Consider the following 22,903-nt stretch of genomic DNA (forward strand, 5'->3'; position numbering starts at 1 on the left):
ACCTGACAGCAGGGCGACAGAGGTGGCGCTTTGTGCAAGATAGCGCCTTGGTATCGGGCAGGCGAGCTTATAGCGCCTGCATCAACTCGGCGGCAATCTCGAAAGAGCGCAGACGAGCCTGATGATCGACGATGGGACCGTTGAACATCAGCTCGTCGGCCCGGGTTTCCGCCAGCAGCGCCTTGAGGCCGTGCCGTATCTGGTCCGGGTTGCCCACCAGCGAACGGGCCAAGGTCTGCTCCATGGCCAGCAGCTCGCGCTCCGACCACTCCTCCCCCAGCTCGATGACGGGGGCCGGCAACTTGCCTGCGTTGCCGCGATGCAGGCGCAGGAACTGCTGCTGCAGGGTGGTGAACTGGAAGCGCGCCTCCCGCTCGCTGTCGGCGGCGATCATGTTGATGCAGACCACCGCATGGGGCTTGGGCCAGCGGGCGGAGGGACGATACTGGGCGCGGTAGATCTCCAGCGCCTGCAGCAGCATGGCGGGGGCGAAGTGGGAGGCAAAGCCGAACGGCAGCCCCATGGCGGCCGCCAGCTGGGCGCTGTAGAGGCTGGAGCCCAGCAGCCAGATGGGCAGATGCAGCCCCTGCCCCGGTACCGCCTGCACCGCCCCCACCTCGTCGCCAAAGTAATCCATCAACTCGCGCACATCGGCCGGGAAGTCATCCACCTCACCGCTGCGCTGGCGTCTAAGCGCCCGCATGGTGCGCTGATCGGTGCCCGGCGCACGGCCAAGCCCCAGATCGATGCGATCCGGATAGAGCGACGCCAGGGTGCCGAACTGCTCGGCGATGACCAGCGGCGAGTGGTTCGGCAGCATGATGCCGCCCGCCCCGATGCGCAGGGTATTGGTACCGCCGGCCAGATGACCGATCAGCACCGAAGTGGCGGCGCTGGCGATGCCCGGCATGTTGTGGTGCTCGGCCAGCCAGTAGCGGCAATAGCCCAGGCGTTCGGCATGACGGGCCAGGTCCAGCGAGCGGCGAAACGACTCGGCCGGCTGGGAGCCTTCGGCCACGGGCACCAGATCGAGTACGGAATAGGGGATGGCAGACATGGGTCACTCCATTGATTCACAGACCAGTAACAAGTGGGGCAATGTAGCACGGGATACCTGAATGAATCACCTGATCAGCCGGCAAAATTGGCCAGAGCGAGCGCCGGGAGCCCCGGCAGGGGCCGTTTCCGTCAGCCACATCCCGATATCCATGAATGGGTTATTGTGTTTTCTGTCATCCTGTTGGCACACTGCAAGCTGATCGTCTCTGCAATCGCCCGTGTGACAAGGATGTGTCCATGACAACTGCCAGGCCAGGTCGTAAACCCTTCTACGTGCATATCGCCACCCTCTTCATCCTGCTGTTCACCCTGCTCGGCAGCGCCCTCATCGCCTTGCAGTTCCAGCAAGGGGCGCGCCAGGGACTGGAGCACGAGCGACAGAACTTCCTGCAGTATCGCCAGCAGCTGGCCCTCGCCCTGCAACTGAACGAGCGGCCGGCCCGCATGTCCCTCAGCCTGTTGCGCAGCGGCCAGCTGGCCGCCATGACCACGTTGACCGAACGCCTGGCCTACCTGCCACAACTGGCGGAGGTGCTGGCCAACAGCCCCAGCTATGGGGCCGTCTACGCTGGCTACGAGGATGGCGACTTCTTTCTGGTGCGCAAGCTGACCGAGCGGGCCAGAGCCCAGCTGGGGGGCGTCCCGGCTACCAGTACCCTGCTGGTGCAGAGCCTCAGCCAGGGCAAGGGGGAATTTCTCTATTTCGATCAACGGCTGACCCTGCTCGATCGCCGCCCCATGCCGAACTACCGCTACGATCCCCGCAGCCGCGACTGGTACAAACAGGCCCGCTGGCGCGCGGGGATCGCCACCACCAGTCCCTATCTGTTCTTCACCACCAAGGAGCCGGGCATGACGCTGGCGGTGGAGAGCGACGACCGGCGCGCCGTGATCGGGCTCGACACCAGCGTCGAGGGGCTGTCGGCCCTGATCGGCAAGCTGCAGCTGCCCGCCCAGAGCCAGGTGATCCTGTTCGATGAGTACGCCACCCTGCTGGCCGCCGACCCCAGACACCTGCCCAGCTTCGAGCAGCTGAGCCAGCTGCCCATGCTGGCGACCCTGCCCCACCCGGCCCTGCCGGATCTGCAGCAGCGGATCATCAGCCAGCCCACCCTGCTGAGCGAGCCGGCGGAGCTCAACCTGACCGCCACCGATGGCAGTGACTGGCTGGTCAACCTCGCTCCCCTCGGGACCGACTCCCCCTTCCACATCGCCCTGCTGGTCTCGGCCGACCTGCTCTATCAGCAGGCCCGAGACGAAGCCCTGGTCAACCTGGGCTGGGCACTGGCGGGCCTGCTGTTGCTGCTGCCGGTGATCTGGCTGGTCTCGCGGCGCACCGCCACCCCGCTGCTGGCGCTCACCCAGGAGGCGGAGCGGATCCAGCACTTCGATTTCGGCGAGAGCCGGGTCCCCGAGTCGGCCATCCGCGAGATCGACGATCTGGCCCGCACCATGTCCGGCATGCGGCTGACCCTCGGCAACTTCATGAACATGGGGCGGGCGCTGGCGGCCGAACACCGCTTCGACTCCCTGCTCAGCCGCATTCTGCACGAGACCATCGCCGCGGTGCAGGCCGAAGGAGGCTGCCTCTACCTGGCCCAGGAGCGGGGCATGGTGGCGGTACAGGCGCTGTGGCGCCAAGCGCCGCTGCCGGCCGGACAGATCCGCTGGCAGCAGACCCTGTTTGGCGAGCTGGCCCGGGGCGAGCGGCTCAGCCTCGCCATCGACCAGAGTGGCTGGCAGCAGTATCTGGCCGACTGGGGCCCCTTCCCCGGCCCCTGCCAGCTGGTGGCCGAGCCGCTGCGCAACCATCGCCAGGAGCTGAGCGGCTGCCTGCTGCTGATCCTGCCTGACTGCCCGGCCCGCGAGCTGGCCTCGCGCATCAGCCTGATCGAAGCGCTGGCGGGCACTTCGGCCTCCGCCATCGAGAACCAGCGCCTGCTGGAGGAGCAAAAACAGCTGCTGGAATCCTTCATCGAGCTGATGGCCGGCGCCATCGACGCCAAGAGCCCCTATACCGGCGGCCACTGCCAGCGGGTGCCGGAGCTGACCCGGATGCTGACCGAGGCCGCCTGCGCCCAGCAGCAGGGGCCGTTCGCCGAGTTTCGGCTCAACGAGGAGGAGTGGGAGGCCATCCATATCGCCAGCTGGCTGCACGACTGTGGCAAGGTGACCACCCCCGAGTTCGTGGTGGACAAGGCCACCAAGCTGGAGACCCTCTACGACCGGATCCACGAGATCCGCACCCGCTTCGAGGTGCTCAAGCGCGACGGCTACATCGAAGCGCTGGCGGCCCGTCTGTCGGCATCGGAGCGGGAAGCGGCCAGGAGCGAGGTGGCTCCGCTCTGGAGCACCCTGGATCAGGAGTTCGCCTTCGTCGCCGAGTGCAACCTCGGCGGTGAGTGGATGGCGCCGGAGAAGCTGGCCAGGCTGGATGCCATCGCCAGCCGCACCTGGCTGCGCACCCTGGACGATCGGCTCGGCGTCAGCCGGGAGGAGCTCAAGCTGCGCCAGAACGAGCCGGCCGCGCCGCTGCCCTGCGTCGAACCCCTGCTGGCGGACAAGGCCGCCCACCTCATCCCCCGCCCCGTTCACGATCAGCTGGACGAGCGCAACCCCTGGGGCTTCAAGGTGCGAGTGCCCACTCACCTCTACAACCGCGGCGAGCGTTACAACCTCGCCATCGGCCGCGGCACCCTCACCGAGGAGGAGCGCTACAAGATCAACGAGCACATCATCCAGACCATCCGCATGCTCGAGCGCCTCCCCTTCCCCCGCCATCTGCGCAGCGTGCCCGAGATTGCCGGCGGCCATCACGAGCGGATGGATGGCAAGGGCTACCCACGCCAGCTGCTGGGCAGCCAGATGAGCATCCCCGCCCGCATCATGGCCATCGCCGACATTTTCGAGGCGCTGACCGCCAGCGATCGCCCCTACAAATCGGGCAAAACGGTCTCCCAGTCGCTGGCCATCATGCAGAGCATGGTGCGCGAGCAACACATCGATCCCGCCCTGTTTGCCCTGTTTGTCAGCAGCGGCATCTGGCGCGACTATGCCGAGCGCTTCCTCGCCCCCGAGCAGCTGGATCTGGTGGATGAAACCGCCCTGCTGGCCGCACTGGCCTAGGGCGGGTCATATTTTCTTACATTTGCGGGCTGGCCTGAGCGCCCCCGGCTGGTTATAACGGTGCCCCTATAGCGAAGGGGGAGCAATAGACTCCCCCTCACTCTTTATCACACCACACTGTTCAGGTTATCTATGTCAAAACATCTCATTGTGCTGGGCGCGCTGACGCTGTCCGGCTGCTCCCTGCTGTCTCCCCCCGCCCCCACCGTCACCCCGGTGCACCTGGCCGATGCCAGCCAGCGCGGCTTCTACATCGAGTGCAGCAGCATGACGGCCTGCTTCCAGCAGGCCAACCAGACCTGCCCGCAGGGCTACAAGGAGACCGATCGTCGCCAGCAGACGCTCTACAGCACCCAGTATCTGGGGGGCAGCTACGACGACGACAAGAAGGTCTACAAGGCAGCCAAGCCCTATCGGGTCGCCAACACGGTCCACTCCCTGACCATCCAGTGTCCGGTCGATATGGGCATCACGCCACGCTGATCCGCGCCTCACGGCCGGCACGGGAAACCCGAATCCTGGCCGGCCCTTCTCTTGTCTCACCAAGGACGAGTTTCTTATGTCACCCAGAATATGGCTGCTGGGCAGCATCTTGCTGTCCGGCTGCGCCCTGCTGCCGGCACCCGCCACCGTCAGCGAACTTCCCTCCGCCAATCCCGCCCAGCAACGCTTCCAGATCGAGTGCGGCGCGCCAGAGGAGTACCAGCAACAGGCGCTCTTGAGTTGCCCCCACGGCTATCAGCAAATCGATCGAAGCAAGCGCACCATCACCACTCACCAGATGAGCATGGGGGTCGCCGATCCGGTGACGGGATTTAGCCCAGGCTTCCCCCAGACCAGCACCTTCACCACCCACATTCTGCTGGTACAGTGCCCCCGCACACCAGCACTGCCCCACCCGCTTGGACGCTGACGAAAAAGGGCCCGCAGGCCCTTTTCCATTGTCACCGCCCCTCAGCCCGTCGCCTCGGCGTGCTGGCGGGCCAGCTCGTCACTCATCAGCTCCCGCATCCTGAATTTTTGCAGCTTGCCGGTCACCGTCATGGGGTACTCCTCCACGAACCGGATGTATCTGGGCACCTTGAAATAGGCGATGCGGGCCGCCAGAAACTGTTTCAACTCCTCCTCGCTGGCCTCCTGGCGGGGTCTGAGCTTGACCCAGGCGCACACCTCTTCGCCATAGCGCTCGCTGTCGACCCCGAACACCGCCGCATCCAGCACCGCCGGATGATCGTAAAGACGCTCTTCGATCTCGCGCGGATAGATGTTCTCGCCGCCGCGGATGATCAGCTCCTTGCTGCGTCCGACGATCCGCACATAGCCCTCTTCATCCATGATGCCGATGTCCCCCGAGTGCAGCCACCCCTCCTGGTCGATGGTCTCCGCCGTCTTGACCGGATCCTGCCAGTACCCCTGCATCACCCCGTTGCTGCGACAGCAGATCTCGCCCCGCTCGCCGATGGCGACTATCTCTCCGCTGGGGTCGACCAGCTTGATCTCGGTGTGACCGATGGCGCGGCCCACCGTGGTGACCCGTTTGTCCAGCGGCGCATCGATGGCGGTCATGTGATTGATGGGGCTGCACTCGGTCTGGCCGTAGGCGATGGTCACCTCGGTCATGTGCATCAGGGTCTGCACCTTGCGCATCAAGGGCTCGGGGCAGATGGCACCGGCCATGATGCCGGTGCGCAGGGAGGAGAGATCGAACTGGTCAAACTCCGCCAGCTCCAGCTCGGCGATGAACATGGTCGGCACCCCGTGCAGGGCGGTGCAGCGCTCCTCGCTCACCATCCGCAAGGTGGCCGCCGGATCGAAGGCTTCGGCCGGAAACAGGGCGCAGGCCCCCACGCTGATGCTGGCCAGGTTGCCGAGCACCATGCCGAAACAGTGGTAGAGCGGCACCGGGATGCAGAGCCGGTCCTGCTCGCTGAACGCCATGCCTTGCGCCACCTGGCGGCCGTTGTTGAGGATGTTGCTGTGGCTGAGGGTGGCTCCCTTGGGGTTGCCCGTGGTGCCAGAGGTGAACTGGATGTTGATGGCGTCATCGGGTTTGAGGGTGGCCGCCACCCGGGCCAGCCAGGCCGGGTTCTGCTGGTCGCCCAGTGCCAGCACCTCGGGGAAGTTGAGCATGCCGGCGCTTTGTTCCTCCCCGAGCCGGATCACCATCTCCAGGCTCGGCAGCCGGGATGATACGAGACGGCCTGGTGGGCAGTTCGCCAGCTCGGGGGCCAGTTCGCCCAGCATGGTGAGATAATCGCAGCCCTTGAACGCACTGGCACAGATGAGGGCCCGACAACCCACGTTGTTGATGGCAAAGGCCAGCTCGTAGCTGCGGTAGGCGGGATTGATGCAGACCATGATGGCCCCGATGCGGGCCGTGGCAAATTGCACCAGGCACCACTCGATGTTGTTCGGCGACCAGATACCGACCCGATCCCCCGGCCGGATCCCGAGCGCCAGCAGGCCCAGCGCCAACCTGTCTATCTGGGTCAGGTATTCACGGTAGTTCCAGCGGATCTGCTGGTGGCGCACCACCACTGCGGGCCGGTCGGGGAAACGTCCCGCGATCTGTTGCAGATAGGCGCCTATGGTCTGGTGAAGCAGCGGCTGATCGCAGGGACCGGCCCGGTAGCTGAGCAGTGAGGTCATGGGGTGACTCCTGGCAAGATAGGTTGGAAGTGCCTACTGCTCGGCTGGCATGTTTTTGCAGACTGTTACATTAATGTAAAAACAAGACCTGTAAAAGACTCACTTTGGTCTAATGCCGGCCATAAAAAACGGCCAACCGAAGTTGACCGTGTGACAAGGCGCGAGCCGGATCAGAACAGCAGGTGGGCCACCCCGGCGATGACCGGCAGGGTGATCAGGGTACGCAGCAGGAAGATCACGAACAGCTCCCACAACTTGACCGGGATCTTGCTGCCCAGCAGCAGGGCGCCCACTTCCGACATGTAGATGAGCTGGGTCACCGACATGGCGGCGATCACGAAGCGGGTGATGTCGCTCTCGATGGTGGAAGCCAGCACCGCCGGGATGAACATGTCGGCGAAGCCGACCATGATGGTCTTGGAGGCCGCTTCCGCCTCCGGCAGTTGCAGCAGCTCCAGCAAGGGCACGAAGGGGGCCCCCAGCCAGTTGAAGATAGAGGTGTGCTCCGCCAGCATCAGGGCGCAGGTGCCGATGGCCATCACCACCGGCAGCACGCCGAAGATCATGTCCAGCGCGTTCTTCACCCCTTCCCGTGCCACTGCCCCCATGTCGGTCATGCCCTCGGCCTTGGTCAGGGCCCGCTCATAGCCGTAGCTCAGCACGCTGTGCTGGTGCGGCACCGACTCCTGCTTGCGACACAGGGGAGTACCGTCGCTGTAGACATCCTTCTTCCAGCAAAGTGGCGGCAGGCGCGGCACCACGATGGCAGCCACCACACCGGCCAGGCAGACGGTCAGGTAGAAGGGCACGAACATGTGCTCCAACCGAACCTGGGAGATCACCACCAGGCAGAAGGTGATGGAGACGGCAGAGAAGGTGGTGCCGATGACGGCCGCTTCCCGCTGGGTGTAGAACTTGCCTTCGTACTGTTTGCTGGTCAGCAGGATGCCGACACTGCCATCCCCCAGCCAGGAGGCGAAACAATCCACCGCAGAGCGACCGGGCAGACGGAACACCGGGCGCATGATGCGGGTCATCATGGTGCCGACAAACTCCAGCAGACCGAAATCGAGCAGCAAGGGTAGCAGCAGGCCGGCGAAGATGAAGACGGAGAACAGCACCGGCAGCAGATCATGCAGCACCAGGCCGCCGGTCGCATCGGAGCGCAGGGCCGCCGGGCCCGCCTCGAAGAAGGTCAGCAGCACGAAGATGCCGCCCAGTACCCGTACGCAGGCCCAGAAGGGGGAGACGTTGAACAGGCTGTTGAGGAAGGGGCGTCTGACCAGGATCGCCGGCTTGAACAGCCAGGCTACCAGCGTCATCAGCATGGTGGTGGTGATGATGGCGCTGACCATGGCCACCAGATAATCGGCAAACACCGTCTGTACCAGCTTCGCCAGCACGGCCACGGGGATGGTGACGTTTCCGTCATAGATGACGGGGGTCATGAACAGCAGGATCCCGATGAGTGACGGGACCAGGAACATCAGCACGTTGCGGCGGGTATTGAGCGCAGGTGCTTGCAGAGTCTTTTCCAGCATGGTCTACAGCCTTAATGTTACTTTTCCTTAGCCAGGCAAACCTGCATATCCATGCTCTCGCCCGGCAAAACGGGCGCAAGAATACCCCAATAAAATGCACAAACAAGCTTTTAATGGATCATTTAAAGCATAAATATTTATATAGGTAAACCTTCCATAAGAATGCACGCAAGCAGATACGCATATCAATTCATTGCAATTGGTTAGCATATTGTTTCAGCAAGGTTACATTCAGGTGCGCAGTATAATCAGTTGCGGTTGGCAGGCAATAAGTGACATAAGAAATATATCTATATGGTGATCCGGTCGATCCCCATAAAAAAACCGGAGCCTGGGAAGGCTCCGGTTTCTCAGCACCGGGTGGCGGTATCACGACCGCGCACGGGATCTGGGTCAGTCACGCACGTAGATGACTTCCACGCCATCATCGTCTTCGTCGTCCCACTCGTCGTCGTCCAGCGATTCATCAAACGCCTTGGAGGCGGCCAGCGCATCGGCTTCAGCCTTGGCCAGCTGGTTCTTGTGGTAGTCGTCCCACTTGAACTCCACCTTCTCGATGGCGTCTTTGGCATCTTCCGCCAGCTGACGGGGCATGGTGTCCAGCAGGTCCAGGATGTCGTAGCAGACCTTCTTGGTCCCTTCCTTGCTGATGGCGGTGATGGCGTAGACAGGGCCTTCATGATTGAGGGCGGTCTTGACGCGATCCATCACTTCCTGCGCCTCTTCTTCCAGGATCAGGTCCATCTTGTTGAACACCAGCCAGCGCGGCTTGCTCGCCAGCTCAGGGCTGTATTTTTCCAGCTCCCGGACGATGGTCACCGCATTTTCGGCCGGATCAGAACCATCGACCGGGCAGATGTCCACCAGATGGATCAGCACGCGGCAGCGCTCGAGGTGCTTGAGGAAGCGGATACCGAGGCCAGCGCCTTCGGCGGCACCTTCTATCAGACCGGGAATGTCGGCGATGACGAAGGAGCGGGAGTTCTCCCCACGCACCACGCCCAGGTTCGGTACCAGGGTGGTAAAGGGGTAATCGGCCACTTTCGGACGGGCCGCGGAGACGGCGCGGATGAAGGTGGACTTGCCGGCGTTGGGCAGGCCCAGCATGCCGACGTCGGCCAGCAGCAACAGCTCCAGCTTAAGGGTGCGCACTTCACCCGGGGTACCGTTGCTCTTCTGGCGCGGCGCCCGGTTGACGGAGCTCTTGAAACGGGTGTTGCCCAGACCGTGGAAGCCGCCCTTGGCGACCAGCAGCTTCTGCTCGTGGTGGGTCAGGTCACCCAGCAGTTCGCCGGTGTCTTCATCGCTGGCGCGGGTGCCGACCGGTACGCGCAGGATCCTGTCCTTGCCGCGACGGCCGGTACAGTTGGCGCTCTGGCCATTCTCGCCACGTTCGGCGGCGTGAAAACGCTCGAAACGGTAGTCGATCAGGGTATTCAGGTTTTCATCGGCAACCAGATACACGTCGCCACCGTCACCGCCGTCACCGCCGTCCGGGCCGCCGTTCGGAATGTACTTCTCACGGCGAAAGCTCACACAACCGTTACCACCGTCACCGGCATCGACTCGAATCTGGACTTCATCAACAAACTTCATAGGTAACCGTCACCTTAATTCGAAAAACCGATACGCAATTATAGTGGTACAGACCCCTGCGGGCGATACGCATCTTGCCAAGCATGCCCTTTCAGAGCCAGGGTCAGCTGCGTGCCGTTTTTTCGTAAACTGCTGCAGAAAAACAAAAGCCCCGCCTGTTGGCGGGGCTTCGGATCCTTGCGGTCCGTAATTACTCAGCAACGATGCTAACGTACTTACGGTTCAGCGGACCTTTAACTTCGAACAGGATTTTACCAGTCGCAGTAGCGAACAGGGTGTGATCCTTGCCCAGACCAACGTTGGTACCGGCGTGGAACTTGGTGCCACGCTGACGAACGATGATGCTGCCAGCCAGAACTGTTTCGCCGCCGAAACGCTTCACGCCCAGGCGTTTAGCTTCTGAATCACGGCCGTTGCGGGATGAACCGCCAGCTTTTTTGTGTGCCATCTATCGTACTCCTCTAATTAAGCGCTGATGCCAGTGATTTTGACTTCAGTGAACCACTGACGGTGGCCCGCTTGCTTACGGTGGTGCTTACGACGACGGAACTTGACGATAGTCACTTTCTCGCCACGGCCGTGAGCCACAACTTCAGCTACAACCTTGCCACCTTCAACGAAAGGAGCACCTACTTTAAAAGTGTCGCCTGCAGCAACCATCAGCACTTCGTTGAAGTCGATGGTAGCGCCAGTCTCAACGTTCAGCTTTTCCAGACGAACGATTTGACCTTCGGCCACACGGTGTTGTTTTCCGCCGCTTTGGAATACCGCGTACATTTGATTAACTCCGTAAAGGCGTGTCTTTTGCTCAAGGCCAGACACGCGCAAAAACCTATAACAATGGGCCGGCATTCTACGCAAATCGATTTGCTCAGGCAAGGCCAATTTAGCAAAAAGTTTATTTTGTGCGCATATCTGCCGCCGTGAACAAACGCTTAACTGTAACCCATTGTGAAATCGTGTAGAATCCCCGCCATTGCTAAAATCGCAGTCATCACTGCCGTCACGTTACGAGACTTATGGACCAACAGACTATCCGTGCGCTCTGTGCCGCCGACATGACGGCGGTCAATGAACTGATCCTGGCGAGACTCCAGTCCGATGTCAGCCTGATCAACCAGCTGGGTTTCTATATTGTCAGTGCAGGCGGGAAACGGATGCGTCCCATGCTGACCGTCATGGCCGCCCGCGCACTGGGATACGAAGGTGAAGATCACCTGAAACTGGCTGCCATCATCGAATTCATTCATACCTCCACCCTGCTGCACGACGACGTGGTCGACGAATCCGACCTGCGCCGCGGCCGGGAAACCGCCAATGCCCTGTTCGGCAATGCCGCCAGCGTGCTGGTCGGTGACTATCTCTACAGCCGCTCCTTCCAGATGATGAGCGAGCTCTCCAACCTGCGGGTGATGGAGATCCTCTCCGATGCCACCAACACCATCGCCGAAGGGGAAGTGTTGCAGCTGATGAACTGCAACGACCCGGATACCACCGAAGAGAGCTACATGACGGTCATCTACTGCAAGACCGCCAAGCTGTTCGAGGCGGCCACCCGCCTCGCCGCCGTGCTGACCCATCAGCCCGCCCCCGTCGAGCAGGCGATGACCGACTACGGCAAGTATCTGGGCACCGCCTTCCAGATCATCGACGATGTGATGGACTACTGCTCCCAGAGCGACGAGATGGGCAAGAACGTCGGCGACGATCTGGCCGAAGGCAAACCAACCCTGCCGCTGCTGCGAGCCATGGAAGTGGGTAGCCCGGAAGAGCGCCAGCTGGTGCGCGATGCCATCGAGCACCGCAACGGCATGGAGCACCTCGACCGGATCCTGGCCATTCTCGACCGTACCGGCGCCCTGGAATACTCCCGCATGCGGGCTCGGGAAGAGGCCGACAAGGCCATCGCGGCCCTCGCCATCCTGCCGGACTCCCAGCACAAACAGGCATTGGCAACCTTGGCTCACATGGCAGTGCAGCGCAGCGCCTGATGCCAGTCGCCGGACAATAAAAAAGAGGCCAAAGGGCCTCTTTTTTATTGTCCGGCAAACACAGTCTGGCTCACTCAGTGCCATTCTCTAACGCGCCAGCGCCCACAGAATGACGGCCCCGGCCACCACCAGACAGCCGCCGATGCGGCGCAGCTGCTCGGTGGGTTGCTCGCTCAGCAGCCGCAGCATCTGTTGCCAGGCGCGCGGCATCAGCAGCGGTCCCAGCCCCTCGAACAGCAACAGCAAGCCCAGCCCCATCAAGATGGATGTCAGCATCACCTCTCCTTTCAACCACTACGTCCACAAGCTGCCGGGACACTGGCAAGCCCCTGACCGCCAAACAAAAGGGCCTGAATAATCAGGCCCTTGGGTATCATTGCGACTCACTTACTGCTTGCTGCCGTGCGGCGACTTGAGGTAGCGGAAGAACTCGCTGTCCGGCTTGAGGACCATCAGGTCATTGCCACCGGCGAAGCTCTTGCGATAGGCCTCCATACTGCGCACGAAGCTGAAAAACTCGGGGTCTTTCTTGTAGCTGTCGGCATAGATCTTGGCGGCCTCGGCATCCCCTTCACCACGCAGCTGACGGGCGTTACTCTCGGCGTCGGCGATCATCACGGTCACCTTGCGGTCGATGTCGGCACGCAGGATCTCGGCCTGCTCGCGGCCCTGGGAGCGATGCTCACGGGCTACCGCAGTCCGCTCGGCACGCATCCGCTGATAGATGGAGCTGGAGACTTCCACCGGCAGGTTGATCTGCTTGATGCGCACATCCACCACCTTGATGCCGAGCTCGGAGGAGCGCGCCATCTTCATCAGGGCATCTTCCATCACGGTACTGCGCTCACCGGAGACGATGTCCTTGATGGTGCGGTTACCGATCTCGGAACGCAGACCGTTGTTGATCTTGCGCTTGAGCAGGTCTTCGGCCTGGATCTTGTTGCCACCACCGGTCGCCAGGTAGTACTTGGAGAAGTCCTCGATCTTCCACTTCACGTAGGAGTCGATGATGAGGTCCTTCTTCTCGGATGTAACGAAGCGATCCGCCTGGCCTTCAAGGGTCTGGATGCGGGCATCCATCTTGCGAACCTGGTCGATGAGCGGCACCTTGAAGTGCAGGCCCGGCTCGTACAGGCGCGGTTCACCGGAGTCGACCCGCTTCACCTTGCCGAACTGCACGACGATGCCCTTCTGACCTTCATCGACGATGAAGACCGACGAGAAGCAGACCATGGCGGCCACAGCGATGACACCAATAGCTATCTTTTTCATCTATTAGTTTCTCCCTGAGCTGAAACGGTCGCCGCTACGCAGCGGAGTCGGAGTGGAGTTGGCCCCTTCGTTGGACGGCGGGGTCTGTTCCACCACCGGCGCACCTGCCGGACGGGCGGGTTGCACTGCGTTCGCCTTGCCGGAAAGCTTGTCGAGCGGCAGATAGATCATGCTGTTGTTGCCAGCCGGCATGTCGACCACCACCTTGTTGGCCTGCTGATACAGCTCTTCCATGGTCTCCAGGTAGATACGATCGCGGGTCAGCTCGGGCGCAGCCTGATACTGGGGCAGCAACTCGTTGAAGCGAGCGACTTCACCCTTGGCCTTCAGCACGATCTGGGACTTGTAGGCTTCGGCCTCCTGCTCCAGACGCTTGACCTGGCCACGGGCCTTCGGTTCCACTTCACGGGCATAGGCTTCGGCTTCACGAATGAAGCGCTGTTCATCTTCCTGAGCGGAGATGGCGTCATCGAAGGCGTCTTTCACCTCTTCCGGCGGACGTGCCGGCAGGAAGTTGACGTCGACGATCTGCAGACCCATGTGATAAGGCTCGATGATGCTGTCGATCACCTGCCAGGTCTCCTGGCGCACCTTCTCACGACCTGTGGTCAGCACGTCATCCATCCGGGTGTGGCCCACCACGTAACGCAGGGCGCTGTCGGTGGCCTGGCTCAAGCTCTCGTCGGCGTTGGTGACGCTGAACAGATACTGCTCCGGGTCGACCACGCGATACTGCACGTCCATCTCGACCCGCACCACGTTCTCGTCCTGGGTCAGCATGAAGCCGGAAGCCGGCAGGGAGCGGACCGATTCCACGTCCACCGGGATCACCCGGTCGATGAAGGTCGGCTTCCAGCGCAGGCCGGGATCCACGTTGTGGGAGTATTCGCCAAAGCGCAGCACCACGCCCCGCTCGGCTTCACGAATGGTATAGAAGCCGCTGACGACCCACACCACTACCGCCACCACCAGGGCGATGGAGAGGCCAAACTTGCCTACATCGCCACCACCAGACTTGCCGCCACCGAGCAGACCACCAAAACGGCGGCTCACCTTGCGCAGCATCTCGTCCAAATCAGGGGGTCCCTGATTCTTGCCGTTGTTCCCCCAGGGGTCACGGTCTTTGCCGTTGTTACCAGGCTCATTCCAAGCCATCAGCGTCTCCATTAATACATGCGGATGGATATCATCTCTATCGGGCCATCAACCGTTGATGAAGCCAGCAAACATTCATCTCATCGACGAATCAATGCCTGATAAAGCGTTGTAAACTCTCACCTTCTTGTTTCATGAGGCGGTTCCAGTCAGCCAGTTGCAGGCGGACTTCCAACACAAAATCCCCCTCCTCGCTGAAACCTTCCTGCTCGATGCCCTTGAGGCGATAGAGCGCACTGCGCAATCTGGCGGCCGAAGGCGGCAACTGCAGGGTGTGGTGCACCATGGATCCGGCCAGCAATTCAGTCAGGGCCGTAAACAGGTCTGCACACCCTTCCCCGGTCTGGGCTGACAGCCAGACCCGCACCGGGCGCCCCTCTTCGTCACGCTCCAGCCCGACCGGATGTTCACCCAGCTTGTCGATCTTGTTGCAGATCATCAGCTGGGGTCGGTCATCGGCTTCGATCTCGGCCAGCACCTGCTGCACCGACTCGATATTTTCCTGCATCTGCTCATCGGCACAGTCCACCACGTGCAGCAGCAAGTCCGCTTCGCGGGTCTCCTGCAGCGTCGCCTTGAAGGCCGCGACCAGATCATGGGGCAAGTGTCGAATAAATCCAACTGTATCCGCCAGAATTACATCACCCACATCCTGGATCACCAATTTGCGCAGGGTCGGATCCAAGGTTGCGAACAATTGGTCGGCAGCATACACGCTGGCAGCTGTAAGTTGGTTGAACAAAGTGGACTTTCCGGCGTTGGTGTAACCCACCAGGGAAACGGTCGGCACCTCGTTGCGGTTGCGGGCACGACGCCCCTGCTCCCGCTGTTTGGCCACCTTGTCGAGCCGACGCAAAATCGCCTTGATGCGCTCACGCAACAGACGACGGTCGGTTTCCAGCTGAGTTTCACCCGGGCCGCGCAGGCCGATCCCGCCCTTCTGACGTTCAAGGTGGGTCCAGCCTCGCACCAGGCGAGTAGAAAGATGGCGTAACTGGGCCAGTTCGACCTGCAACTTGCCTTCGTGGGTACGGGCGCGCTGGGCAAAGATATCGAGGATCAGGCCGGTCCTGTCCACTACCCGGCACTGGAACAGACGCTCCAGGTTGCGCTCCTGGGCAGGGGTCAGGGCATGGTTGAAGATGACGACGTCGGCATCCAGCATCTGGACCTGGGACGCTATCTCTTCAGCCTTGCCGCTGCCGACAAAAAATTTGGCGCTGGGCGCACTGCGGCTGGTGGTGATCACCCCCAGCGCATTGACCCCGGCCGAGCTCACCAGCATCTTGAGCTCTTCCAGATCCTCCCGCTCACCCTCATCACTGAAGTTGACATGTACCAGAACGGCCTGTTCGCCGGCTTCATAACGGTCAAACAAGCGCTTGCTCCTTGACAGGAATCATGATGAATCTGGGTTGACGAGTCGCCTCGTCCCGGGATATCACGCCTCGGCTTCACCCTGCTCTTCGCCAGCTGCGCCCGGCGCATGCTGGTGGTGGTTGACGGCACGGGCCGGCACCACGGTGGAGATGGCGTGCTTGTAGACCATCTGGCTCACGGTGTTCTTCAGCAAAATGACAAACTGGTCAAACGATTCGATCTGACCCTGCAGTTTGATGCCGTTCACCAAATAGATAGAAACAGGAATCCGCTCACGGCGCAGCGCATTCAAAAACGGGTCTTGGAGAGATTGCCCCTTAGCCATCTTCTTTTCCTTATAGTTTGTTGTTTTTAAACACCGGATATCAATATAACAACCTGATTATACAGGAGTGTCAAGCCACTCCGGCACGGGCGACGACCCTTGCCAAATTGCCAGACTCACCAGATTCCAACCAGGTCACATCAGACCAACCGCGCAACCAGGTCATTTGACGCTTGGCCAACTGGCGGGTGGCAACAATTCCGCGATAGCGCATCTCATCATACTCCACTTCCCCCGCCAGGTAGTCCCACATTTGGCGGTATCCCACGCAGCGGATGGAAGGAAGATCCGGGGTGAGATCGCCCCGTTGGTAGAGCGCCCTGACTTCCTGTTCAAAGCCGCCCTGCAGCATCTTGTCAAAGCGCAGCTCGATGCGCTGGTGCAACACGGCGCGATCGCTTGGTGCGATGGCAAACTGCAACACCCGATAGGGCAACCCCTCCCCCTGCACCTGGATCAGCTCGGTGAGCGTCTTGCCGCTGATGCGGTAGACCTCGAGCGCCCGGCTGAGCCGCTGTGGATCATTGGGATGGATGCGGGCACCAGCCACCGGGTCGATGCGCACCAGTTCATCGTGCAGTGCCTGCCAGCCAAGACGGGCCGCCTCTTCCTCGATGCCGGCCCGAATGACGGGGTCGGCGGAAGGCAGCGGAGAGAGCCCCTCCAGCAGCGCCTTGAAATAGAGCATGGTGCCGCCCACCAGCAGCGGAATGCGGCCGCGCTCAGCAATCTCTTTCATCTCCCGCAGCGCATCGCGGCAAAAATCGGCCGCCGAATAGCTCACGGCGGGATCCAGGATGTCGATCAGCCGGTGCGGTGCCAGCGCCAGCTCAGCAGCACTCGGTTTGGCGGTGCCGATATCCATGCCGCGATAGATGAGCGCGGAATCCACGCTGATGATGTCGCAGGGCAGCGCCTGGCACAGTTCGATGGCGAGATCCGTCTTGCCGGAGGCCGTCGGCCCCATCAGAAAAATTGCAGTCGGCAAGTCAGCCACGTGAAAAACTCCCCTTGCATGGTCGCCAGCCGTGCGGCGCACCTGCAAAAAACTGGTTTATGGGTTCAAGAGGGGCATTCCCCTCAATGGCCATCGGCGAACTCGGCCAGCACGCTCGCCAGCGCCAGCGGGCGCACCATGCGAACGTCTGCCAGTTGGTCACTGAAATCGGCAACAAGTTCCGTCAGCAGGCGGTTGGCCGTGGCAAAATCGTATACTTTTTCGCGACTTATCCCCTGCTCCACCAGCCATTGGCATAGTACTTCAGCCTGCTGGCCGGCATCACTGTCAGATCCGCTCTCGATCAGTTGCAGCAATTCGGGTAATAAGCGCACCAGATCGGTCTGGCGCAGCAACGCCGGCACCCGAGTCAGGATCATGGTGTCGCGCCCGCCGCTTTTCAACTCCAGCCCCATCCGTTTGAGCAAACGATCCTGCTGCTCGACCAGCGCGACCAGGTTTTTCGGCAGCTTGAAGGAGACCGGCAACAGCAGCGGCTGGGCCGCCAGCCCCTGACCCCAGGTTTCCAGCAGCCAGTGGCGCAGCAGCAGGCGCTCAGCCCGCACCAGCGACAGCAGGGCCAGCCGGTTGTCTCGCTCCAGCAGCAGATAGGCCTGTTCCACCAGGGTCAATGCCCGCCACGTTCCCGCTTTGGCGGGCACGGCAGCGGCAACAGGCGCGGTTTCAGCCTCTGCCTGCACCGCCGGCAGGGTAGTGAGCAGCGATCCCATGCCGCGCATCGCCTCCCGGCTGGGGGGCTCGGGCGGCTGGTAGTTGCCGGCCCGCCCGGTACTACTGCCTTCCCGCACTTCCCTAGCCAGCGCCCGGTAGTTGTGCTCGGCGCCATACCACTCGGCTCTGGGAGCCTGACCCGGATACTCGATGGGGGCACTGACCGGCAGCTCGACCAGGGTCTCGGCCAGGGGCTCGTCGCTGGCCGCTCCTTGCTGGCGCAGGGCAGTAAACAGCGCCTGGAAGATGAAGTCGTGAATGAGGCGGGCCTGATGAAAGCGCACCTCGTGCTTGGCCGGATGAACGTTGACGTCCACCTGGCGCGGATCCAGCTCGATGTAGAGCACGTAGGCCGCGAACCGGTCGGCGGGCAGCAGCTCGTCATAGGCCTGGCGAATGGCATGATTGATGAGCTTGTCGCGCATCATGCGGCCGTTGACATAGGTGTATTGCAGATCGTTCTGCGGCCTGGCGCCCTCGGGGGTCGCCAGCCAGCCCCACAGCCGCACGTCGCTGTGCTCGCTCTCCACCGCCAGCGCATGGTGCATGAAGGGAGAGCCGCACACCGCGGCGAGCCGGCGCTCCTGCTCCGTCACCGTATTGGCGGCCTTGTACTGGCGCACCACCTTGCCGTTGTGGCGCAGGATCAGGGTGACGTCGAAGCGGGAGAGCGCGATGCGGCGCACCAGCTCGTCGATGTGGGCGAACTCGGTCTTTTCGCTGCGCATGAACTTGCGCCGCGCCGGGGTGTTGAAGAAGAGGTCCACCACCTCCACCGTGGTACCCACCGGGTGGGCCGCCGGCTTGACGGTGACGCTCATCTCGCGTCCTTCGGCCTGCGCCTGCCAGGCTTCGGACTGCTCCGCCGTGCGGGAGGTGAAGGTCAGCCGGGAGACCGAACTGATGGAGGCAAGCGCCTCGCCGCGAAAGCCCAGGCTGTTAATCCCTTCCAGATCGTCGAGGGTCGCTACCTTGGAGGTGGCGTGGCGCGACAGTGCCAGCACCAGCTCATCCTTGGCAACGCCACCGCCATTGTCGCGTATGCGAATGAGCTTGGCACCGCCCTTGTCGATGTCGATCTCGACCCGGTCGGCGCCCGCGTCCAGGCTGTTTTCCACCAGCTCCTTGACCACGGAGGAGGGCCGCTCCACCACCTCACCGGCAGCAATCTGGTTGGCCAGAATCGGCGGCAATATACGGATTGGCATCGCTTACTCCTGCTGGTTGAATGGGGTGGTGGTGGCCACCACCCCGGATGAGAGCCACGCCGCCGTATCACAGCCCACGCTCGCCTGGTTGGCCAGAACAGGGGACAAGATACGGATCGGCATCACTGACTCCTGATGATTAAAGGCGCGGGTAATCGGCGGGATTCGATGACGGCTCACCGGACCCGTCCCTGTCAGTGGCAGGGACGGGTCCTGCGGCTCATCCTGCGCTATTTTTGCGGAATATAGAGCACCTGCCCTATCTGGATGTCCCGCGACTTGAGCTTGTTGAGCTCCACCAACCGCGCCTGGCTGACCCCGTATTTCTCGGCGAGCCGGGAGAGGCTTTGACCGCGGGTGACCACATGACGGAGCATGTTGGCCTTGTCGTTGCTCTGCACGCTGGCGACCGGGGCACTGGGCTCCTTGGCCGCCACCACGTAGGGCTTGATCACCCCGGCGCCGGACGAGGATCCGCCGACGCTGCTGACCGGTGCCCCGCCATCACTGCTACGATTCGGCTCGGTGGCCGGCATCCGGTTGGTCACCACCTGCTGCACCGGTTGCGCCGCCGGCTTGCTGACGGCGACCGGCTTGCTGGCGGGGGCGGGTCGGCTGACCGCCGCCTGCTTGTTGCTGCCCTGCCCCTTGCCGGTGAGCATGGCCCCCTTGGTCGGATGGGCACGGTAGTAGTTGCGGATGCCTTCGAAGATGGCGCGGGCCAGCTGATCCTGATAGCTGGCGGTGGCCAGCAGCTGCTCTTCGGCGTGGTTGGAGATAAAGCCCGTCTCCACCAGCACGGAGGGGATATCCGGCGCCTTCAGCACCGCCAGACTGGCGTGCTCCGGTGCCTTCTTGTGCAACCTGGCCACCCGGCCCAGCGAGCGCAGGATCTGGCGGCTGACGTCATAGCCTTCGGCACGGGACTTGTCCATGGAGAGGTCGAGGAAGGTCTGCGCCAGATAGGGGTTCGGGTCCGATTCGGCCAACACCTTGCCGACGCCCCCCAGCAGCTCGCCCTGCTTCTCCTGTTTCTCCAGCCAGCTGCCCATCTCGCGGTTGGCGCGATTGGTCGACAGTACCCAGACGGAGGCGCCGCGCGGGGTCGAATTGTGGAAGCTGTCGGCGTGCACCGACACCAGCAGATCGGCCTTGGCCTTGCGGGCAATCTCGGAGCGCTTGTTCAGATCGACGAAATAGTCGCCGCGCCGGGTCAACACGGCACGCATGCCGGGTTCGCGGTCGATGAGGGCGGCCAGTTTCTGGGAGACCGCCAGGGTCACCCGCTTCTCGTAGGTGCGACGCGGGCCGATGGAGCCAGGGTCCTCGCCGCCGTGGCCCGGGTCGATGGCGATCACCACCCCCTTGCCCTTGCCACCCACCGGCGTGGCTTGCACCGCGGCGGAGGCCTTCTCTTCGTACGGCAGGTCGATCACCAGGCGGTGGCCGTAGGGCCCCGCCGGCGCCAGCGGGAACACCACCGGCTTGATGGTGGAGCTGAGATCCAGCACCAGCCGCAGACCGCCCTTCTCCAGCGGCGAGCTCTCGCGGATCTTGCGCACCAGCTCGCTCTTGTTCTCGATGCGGGCCAGATTGGTGACGTTGCTCGCCCCTTTCAGGTCGATCACCAGCCGGTCGGGGCCGGTCAGAGTGAAGTAGTTGTAATTGGGGGCACTGCTCATGTCGAGCACCACCCGGGTGTTGTCCGGCGACGGCCACACCCGCACGCTCTTGAGCTGATTCGCCCAGGAGGGTAAGGCCAGCAGGGAGAGGGCAATAACAAGGATCAAGCGCACGTAGATGACAACCGTTCCAGAATGGCTTCGCCAATAGCAGTGCGGGCCTCTATCAGGACCTCGCGCTGCTCGTTTGCATAACTCAGGGTAATGTCGAGATCGGGGGCTGGCAGCCAGCCATCGCCCTTCTCCGGCCACTCCACCAGACAGAGGGTATTGGCGCCAAAGTAGTCACGGATCCCCATGAACTCCAACTCCTCCGGGTCGGCCAATCGATAGAGATCGAAGTGGTAGAGCTGCCAGTCGGCCAGCTCATAGGGCTCGACCAGGGTATAAGTCGGGCTCTTGACCTTGCCCTCATGCCCCAGCCCCTGTACCCAGCCCCGAGTCAGGGTGGTTTTGCCGGCCCCGAGAGAGCCGTGCAAGAACACCGTGGTTGCCTGCTGGCAGGCGTGGGCCAGTCGGCCACCCAGTGCCACTGTTGCTGCCTCGTCCGGCAGTGTCATCATCAACTGTTTTGCCATGTTCTTCTTTAGCTTGTTACGGTGTCGGGATTTACCAGTCGACGGATAAAGGGCAGCAGGTCCGATGCCAGCATGCCCCGCTCTCCGTCTGCAGCGGCCAGATCGGCCGCTTCCCCGTGGATCACGGCGCCCAGTCGGGTTGCCTCGGCGGCAGACCAGCCCTGGGCCAAAAGGGCGGCGATTATACCAGATAACAGGTCGCCCATGCCGCCACTGGCCATGCCGGGATTGCCCTCGTCGCAGAGCGCCATCCCCTTGCCATCGTGGATCAGCGTCCCCGCCCCCTTGAGCAGCACCACACCGCCGAAACGCTGCTGCAGACGCTGCACCGCGGCAAAACGATCCGCGGCAATCTCGGCAATGGTGCAGCCCAGCAGGCGGGCTGCCTCGCCCGGATGGGGCGTGAGCACCCAATTATCCTGATGACGAGGACATTGCGCCAGCCAATTCAATCCATCGGCATCCAATACCAGTGGCACCTGCTCGTTAACAAATGACTCAAAATGGCGCCGACCCCACTCATCCTGCCCCAGACCGGGTCCCACCACCCGCACCGAAGCCCAGCGCTCCTCGTCTCCGTCCTGACTGCCCATCAATTCGGCCTGGTAGAAGCTGGCGGGCAGCTGGTCAGGATGCTGGCACACCCGCACCAGACCGGCACCAGCCCGCAGGCAGGCACGAGCAGCCAATACGATGGCCCCCTGCATCCCCGCATTGCCCCCCACCAGCAGCACCTTGCCGTGGGAGCCCTTGTGGGACGAGCGCTGGCGTGGGGTCAGTCGGGGGTGCAGGGAGGGATAATCGATGCGCTCAGCAGCAGCCTGCCACCCGGGCGGGACGCTGACGCCGAGGGGGTCGCAGTCGAGCCGACCGACGCAGTCCACCCCGTCGGCGGTGAGCAGGCCCTGCTTGATACCGATGAAGGTGAGAGTGCGGCTGGCACGCACCACGGCTCCCATGGCGCAGCCGGTGTCGGCATTGAGGCCGGAGGGGAGATCCACCGATAGCACAGGCACCTGCAAGCCATTGATTGTTGCGACGATCTTTGTCATAAGCGGTGACAGCCGGGTATGGACACCGGTGCCGAGCAGTGCGTCGACCACCAGGTCCGGCGCCGGCAGCTGGTCGAGCTCGCCCGCTTCGGCCGCCACCACTGTGCCCCCCGTCGCCAGCCACTCGTCGGCGGCCCGCCTGGCGTCTCCCGTCAGCTCGGCGGGCTCCCTCAGCGCTATCACCTGGGGCTCCAGCCCCAACTGCCTCGCAAGGCGAGCCAATACATAGCCGTCGCCGCCGTTGTTGCCGGGGCCGGTGAAGATCCACCAGCATCGGCTGTGCGGCCAATGGTGGGTGGCGTAGGTGCGCAGTGCCGCCCCGGCCCGCTCCATCAGGGTGTAGAGTGCCAGCCCCTCGCGCTCGGCCCACTCCCGCTCCAGGGCACGGATCTGTTCAGCCCGCCACAGTGATTGTGGTAAACTGCGCACCTCTTTCCCGCTGATAGCATCCCCGATGATCTGTACCATGACGGCTCCTGACTCTCATCCATTCATCCGGGCCAGCTGGCACCGGGCACATGATGCAGTATGACGGCAACCGCCATGCCCGTCGGTCAACC

20 protein-coding genes are annotated in these 22,903 nt (G+C 62.6%); 4 read left to right on the forward strand and 16 right to left on the reverse strand.

Going from position 1 to position 22,903, the window contains the following annotated elements; all coding sequences use genetic code 11:
• Positions 1–67: 67 nt before the first annotated feature.
• Positions 68–1,057, reverse strand: coding sequence for a luciferase-like monooxygenase (locus C2U40_RS17270; RefSeq protein ID WP_016349616.1), 990 nt, complete (start codon positions 1,055–1,057; stop codon positions 68–70).
• A 155-nt stretch (positions 1,058–1,212) separates the two neighbouring features.
• Here C2U40_RS17270 and C2U40_RS17275 point away from each other — a divergent pair, with 155 nt between their 5' ends.
• The 3 genes from C2U40_RS17275 to C2U40_RS17285 all read left to right on the forward strand — a co-directional run bounded on the left by C2U40_RS17275 (position 1,213) and on the right by C2U40_RS17285 (position 5,098).
• Complete coding sequence (locus tag C2U40_RS17275) at positions 1,213–4,185, forward strand: HD domain-containing phosphohydrolase (RefSeq protein ID WP_103828923.1); 2,973 nt, start codon at positions 1,213–1,215, stop codon at positions 4,183–4,185.
• A 132-nt stretch (positions 4,186–4,317) separates the two neighbouring features.
• Positions 4,318–4,668, forward strand: coding sequence for a hypothetical protein (locus C2U40_RS17280; RefSeq protein WP_043162439.1), 351 nt, complete (start codon positions 4,318–4,320; stop codon positions 4,666–4,668).
• A gap of 76 nt (positions 4,669–4,744) precedes the next feature.
• Positions 4,745–5,098, forward strand: coding sequence for a hypothetical protein (locus tag C2U40_RS17285; RefSeq protein ID WP_043162438.1), 354 nt, complete (start codon positions 4,745–4,747; stop codon positions 5,096–5,098).
• 41 nt (positions 5,099–5,139) lie between these two features.
• On the opposite strand, the gene C2U40_RS17290 is transcribed toward C2U40_RS17285, so the two are convergent.
• From C2U40_RS17290 to rplU, 5 genes are all read right to left on the reverse strand, one after another.
• Positions 5,140–6,834, reverse strand: a complete 1,695-nt coding sequence (locus tag C2U40_RS17290; RefSeq protein WP_103828924.1) for an AMP-binding protein — start codon at positions 6,832–6,834, stop codon at positions 5,140–5,142.
• A gap of 170 nt (positions 6,835–7,004) precedes the next feature.
• The gene (locus C2U40_RS17295; protein ID WP_016349611.1) at positions 7,005–8,375 is read right to left on the reverse strand and encodes a YjiH family protein; all 1,371 of its coding nucleotides are present in this window, start codon (positions 8,373–8,375) and stop codon (positions 7,005–7,007) included.
• A 393-nt stretch (positions 8,376–8,768) separates the two neighbouring features.
• A complete protein-coding gene (gene cgtA, locus C2U40_RS17300) occupies positions 8,769–9,971 on the reverse strand; it encodes an Obg family GTPase CgtA (protein ID WP_011704870.1) in 1,203 nt (400 codons plus the stop codon).
• Positions 9,972–10,161: 190 nt separating this feature from the next.
• Positions 10,162–10,419: a 50S ribosomal protein L27 gene (gene rpmA / locus C2U40_RS17305; protein ID WP_005339028.1), complete on the reverse strand. Its 258-nt coding sequence runs from the start codon at positions 10,417–10,419 to the stop codon at positions 10,162–10,164.
• 17 nt (positions 10,420–10,436) lie between these two features.
• Complete coding sequence (rplU, locus tag C2U40_RS17310; RefSeq protein WP_005304210.1) at positions 10,437–10,748, reverse strand: 50S ribosomal protein L21; 312 nt, start codon at positions 10,746–10,748, stop codon at positions 10,437–10,439.
• Positions 10,749–10,990: 242 nt separating this feature from the next.
• On the opposite strand from rplU, the gene ispB reads away from it, so the two are divergent.
• Positions 10,991–11,962: an octaprenyl diphosphate synthase gene (ispB, locus tag C2U40_RS17315; protein WP_024944331.1), complete on the forward strand. Its 972-nt coding sequence runs from the start codon at positions 10,991–10,993 to the stop codon at positions 11,960–11,962.
• 87 nt (positions 11,963–12,049) lie between these two features.
• On the opposite strand, the gene C2U40_RS17320 is transcribed toward ispB, so the two are convergent.
• From C2U40_RS17320 to C2U40_RS17365, 10 genes are all read right to left on the reverse strand, one after another.
• Positions 12,050–12,238, reverse strand: coding sequence for a DUF2065 domain-containing protein (locus C2U40_RS17320; RefSeq protein ID WP_011704868.1), 189 nt, complete (start codon positions 12,236–12,238; stop codon positions 12,050–12,052).
• Between the two features lie 111 nt (positions 12,239–12,349).
• Positions 12,350–13,234, reverse strand: coding sequence for a protease modulator HflC (gene hflC / locus C2U40_RS17325; protein WP_011704867.1), 885 nt, complete (start codon positions 13,232–13,234; stop codon positions 12,350–12,352).
• A gap of 3 nt (positions 13,235–13,237) precedes the next feature.
• Positions 13,238–14,389 (reverse strand): FtsH protease activity modulator HflK, encoded by a 1,152-nt coding sequence (hflK, locus tag C2U40_RS17330; RefSeq protein ID WP_005304223.1) that lies wholly within the window; start codon positions 14,387–14,389, stop codon positions 13,238–13,240.
• A gap of 91 nt (positions 14,390–14,480) precedes the next feature.
• Positions 14,481–15,767 (reverse strand): ribosome rescue GTPase HflX, encoded by a 1,287-nt coding sequence (gene hflX / locus C2U40_RS17335; protein WP_011704865.1) that lies wholly within the window; start codon positions 15,765–15,767, stop codon positions 14,481–14,483.
• 63 nt (positions 15,768–15,830) lie between these two features.
• Positions 15,831–16,094, reverse strand: coding sequence for an RNA chaperone Hfq (gene hfq / locus C2U40_RS17340; RefSeq protein WP_011704864.1), 264 nt, complete (start codon positions 16,092–16,094; stop codon positions 15,831–15,833).
• 70 nt (positions 16,095–16,164) lie between these two features.
• A complete protein-coding gene (gene miaA, locus C2U40_RS17345) occupies positions 16,165–17,082 on the reverse strand; it encodes a tRNA (adenosine(37)-N6)-dimethylallyltransferase MiaA (protein ID WP_103828932.1) in 918 nt (305 codons plus the stop codon).
• Between the two features lie 92 nt (positions 17,083–17,174).
• On the reverse strand, positions 17,175–19,031 hold the full coding sequence (mutL, locus tag C2U40_RS17350) for a DNA mismatch repair endonuclease MutL (RefSeq protein ID WP_103828925.1): 1,857 nt from the start codon (positions 19,029–19,031) through the stop codon (positions 17,175–17,177).
• Between the two features lie 230 nt (positions 19,032–19,261).
• Positions 19,262–20,827 carry an N-acetylmuramoyl-L-alanine amidase gene (locus C2U40_RS17355; RefSeq protein ID WP_103828926.1) on the reverse strand — a complete coding sequence of 522 codons (1,566 nt, stop codon included), beginning with the start codon at positions 20,825–20,827 and terminating at the stop codon, positions 19,262–19,264.
• A complete protein-coding gene (gene tsaE, locus C2U40_RS17360) occupies positions 20,818–21,291 on the reverse strand; it encodes a tRNA (adenosine(37)-N6)-threonylcarbamoyltransferase complex ATPase subunit type 1 TsaE (protein WP_017410299.1) in 474 nt (157 codons plus the stop codon). Before tsaE ends, C2U40_RS17355 begins: the two co-directional genes overlap by 10 nt.
• A gap of 8 nt (positions 21,292–21,299) precedes the next feature.
• Positions 21,300–22,811 (reverse strand): NAD(P)H-hydrate dehydratase, encoded by a 1,512-nt coding sequence (locus C2U40_RS17365; RefSeq protein ID WP_103828927.1) that lies wholly within the window; start codon positions 22,809–22,811, stop codon positions 21,300–21,302.
• Positions 22,812–22,903 lie beyond the last annotated feature (92 nt).

It is taken from the genome of Aeromonas sp. ASNIH4, assembly GCF_002934425.1.
In the GTDB taxonomy this organism is placed as follows: Bacteria; Pseudomonadota; Gammaproteobacteria; order Enterobacterales; family Aeromonadaceae; genus Aeromonas; species Aeromonas hydrophila.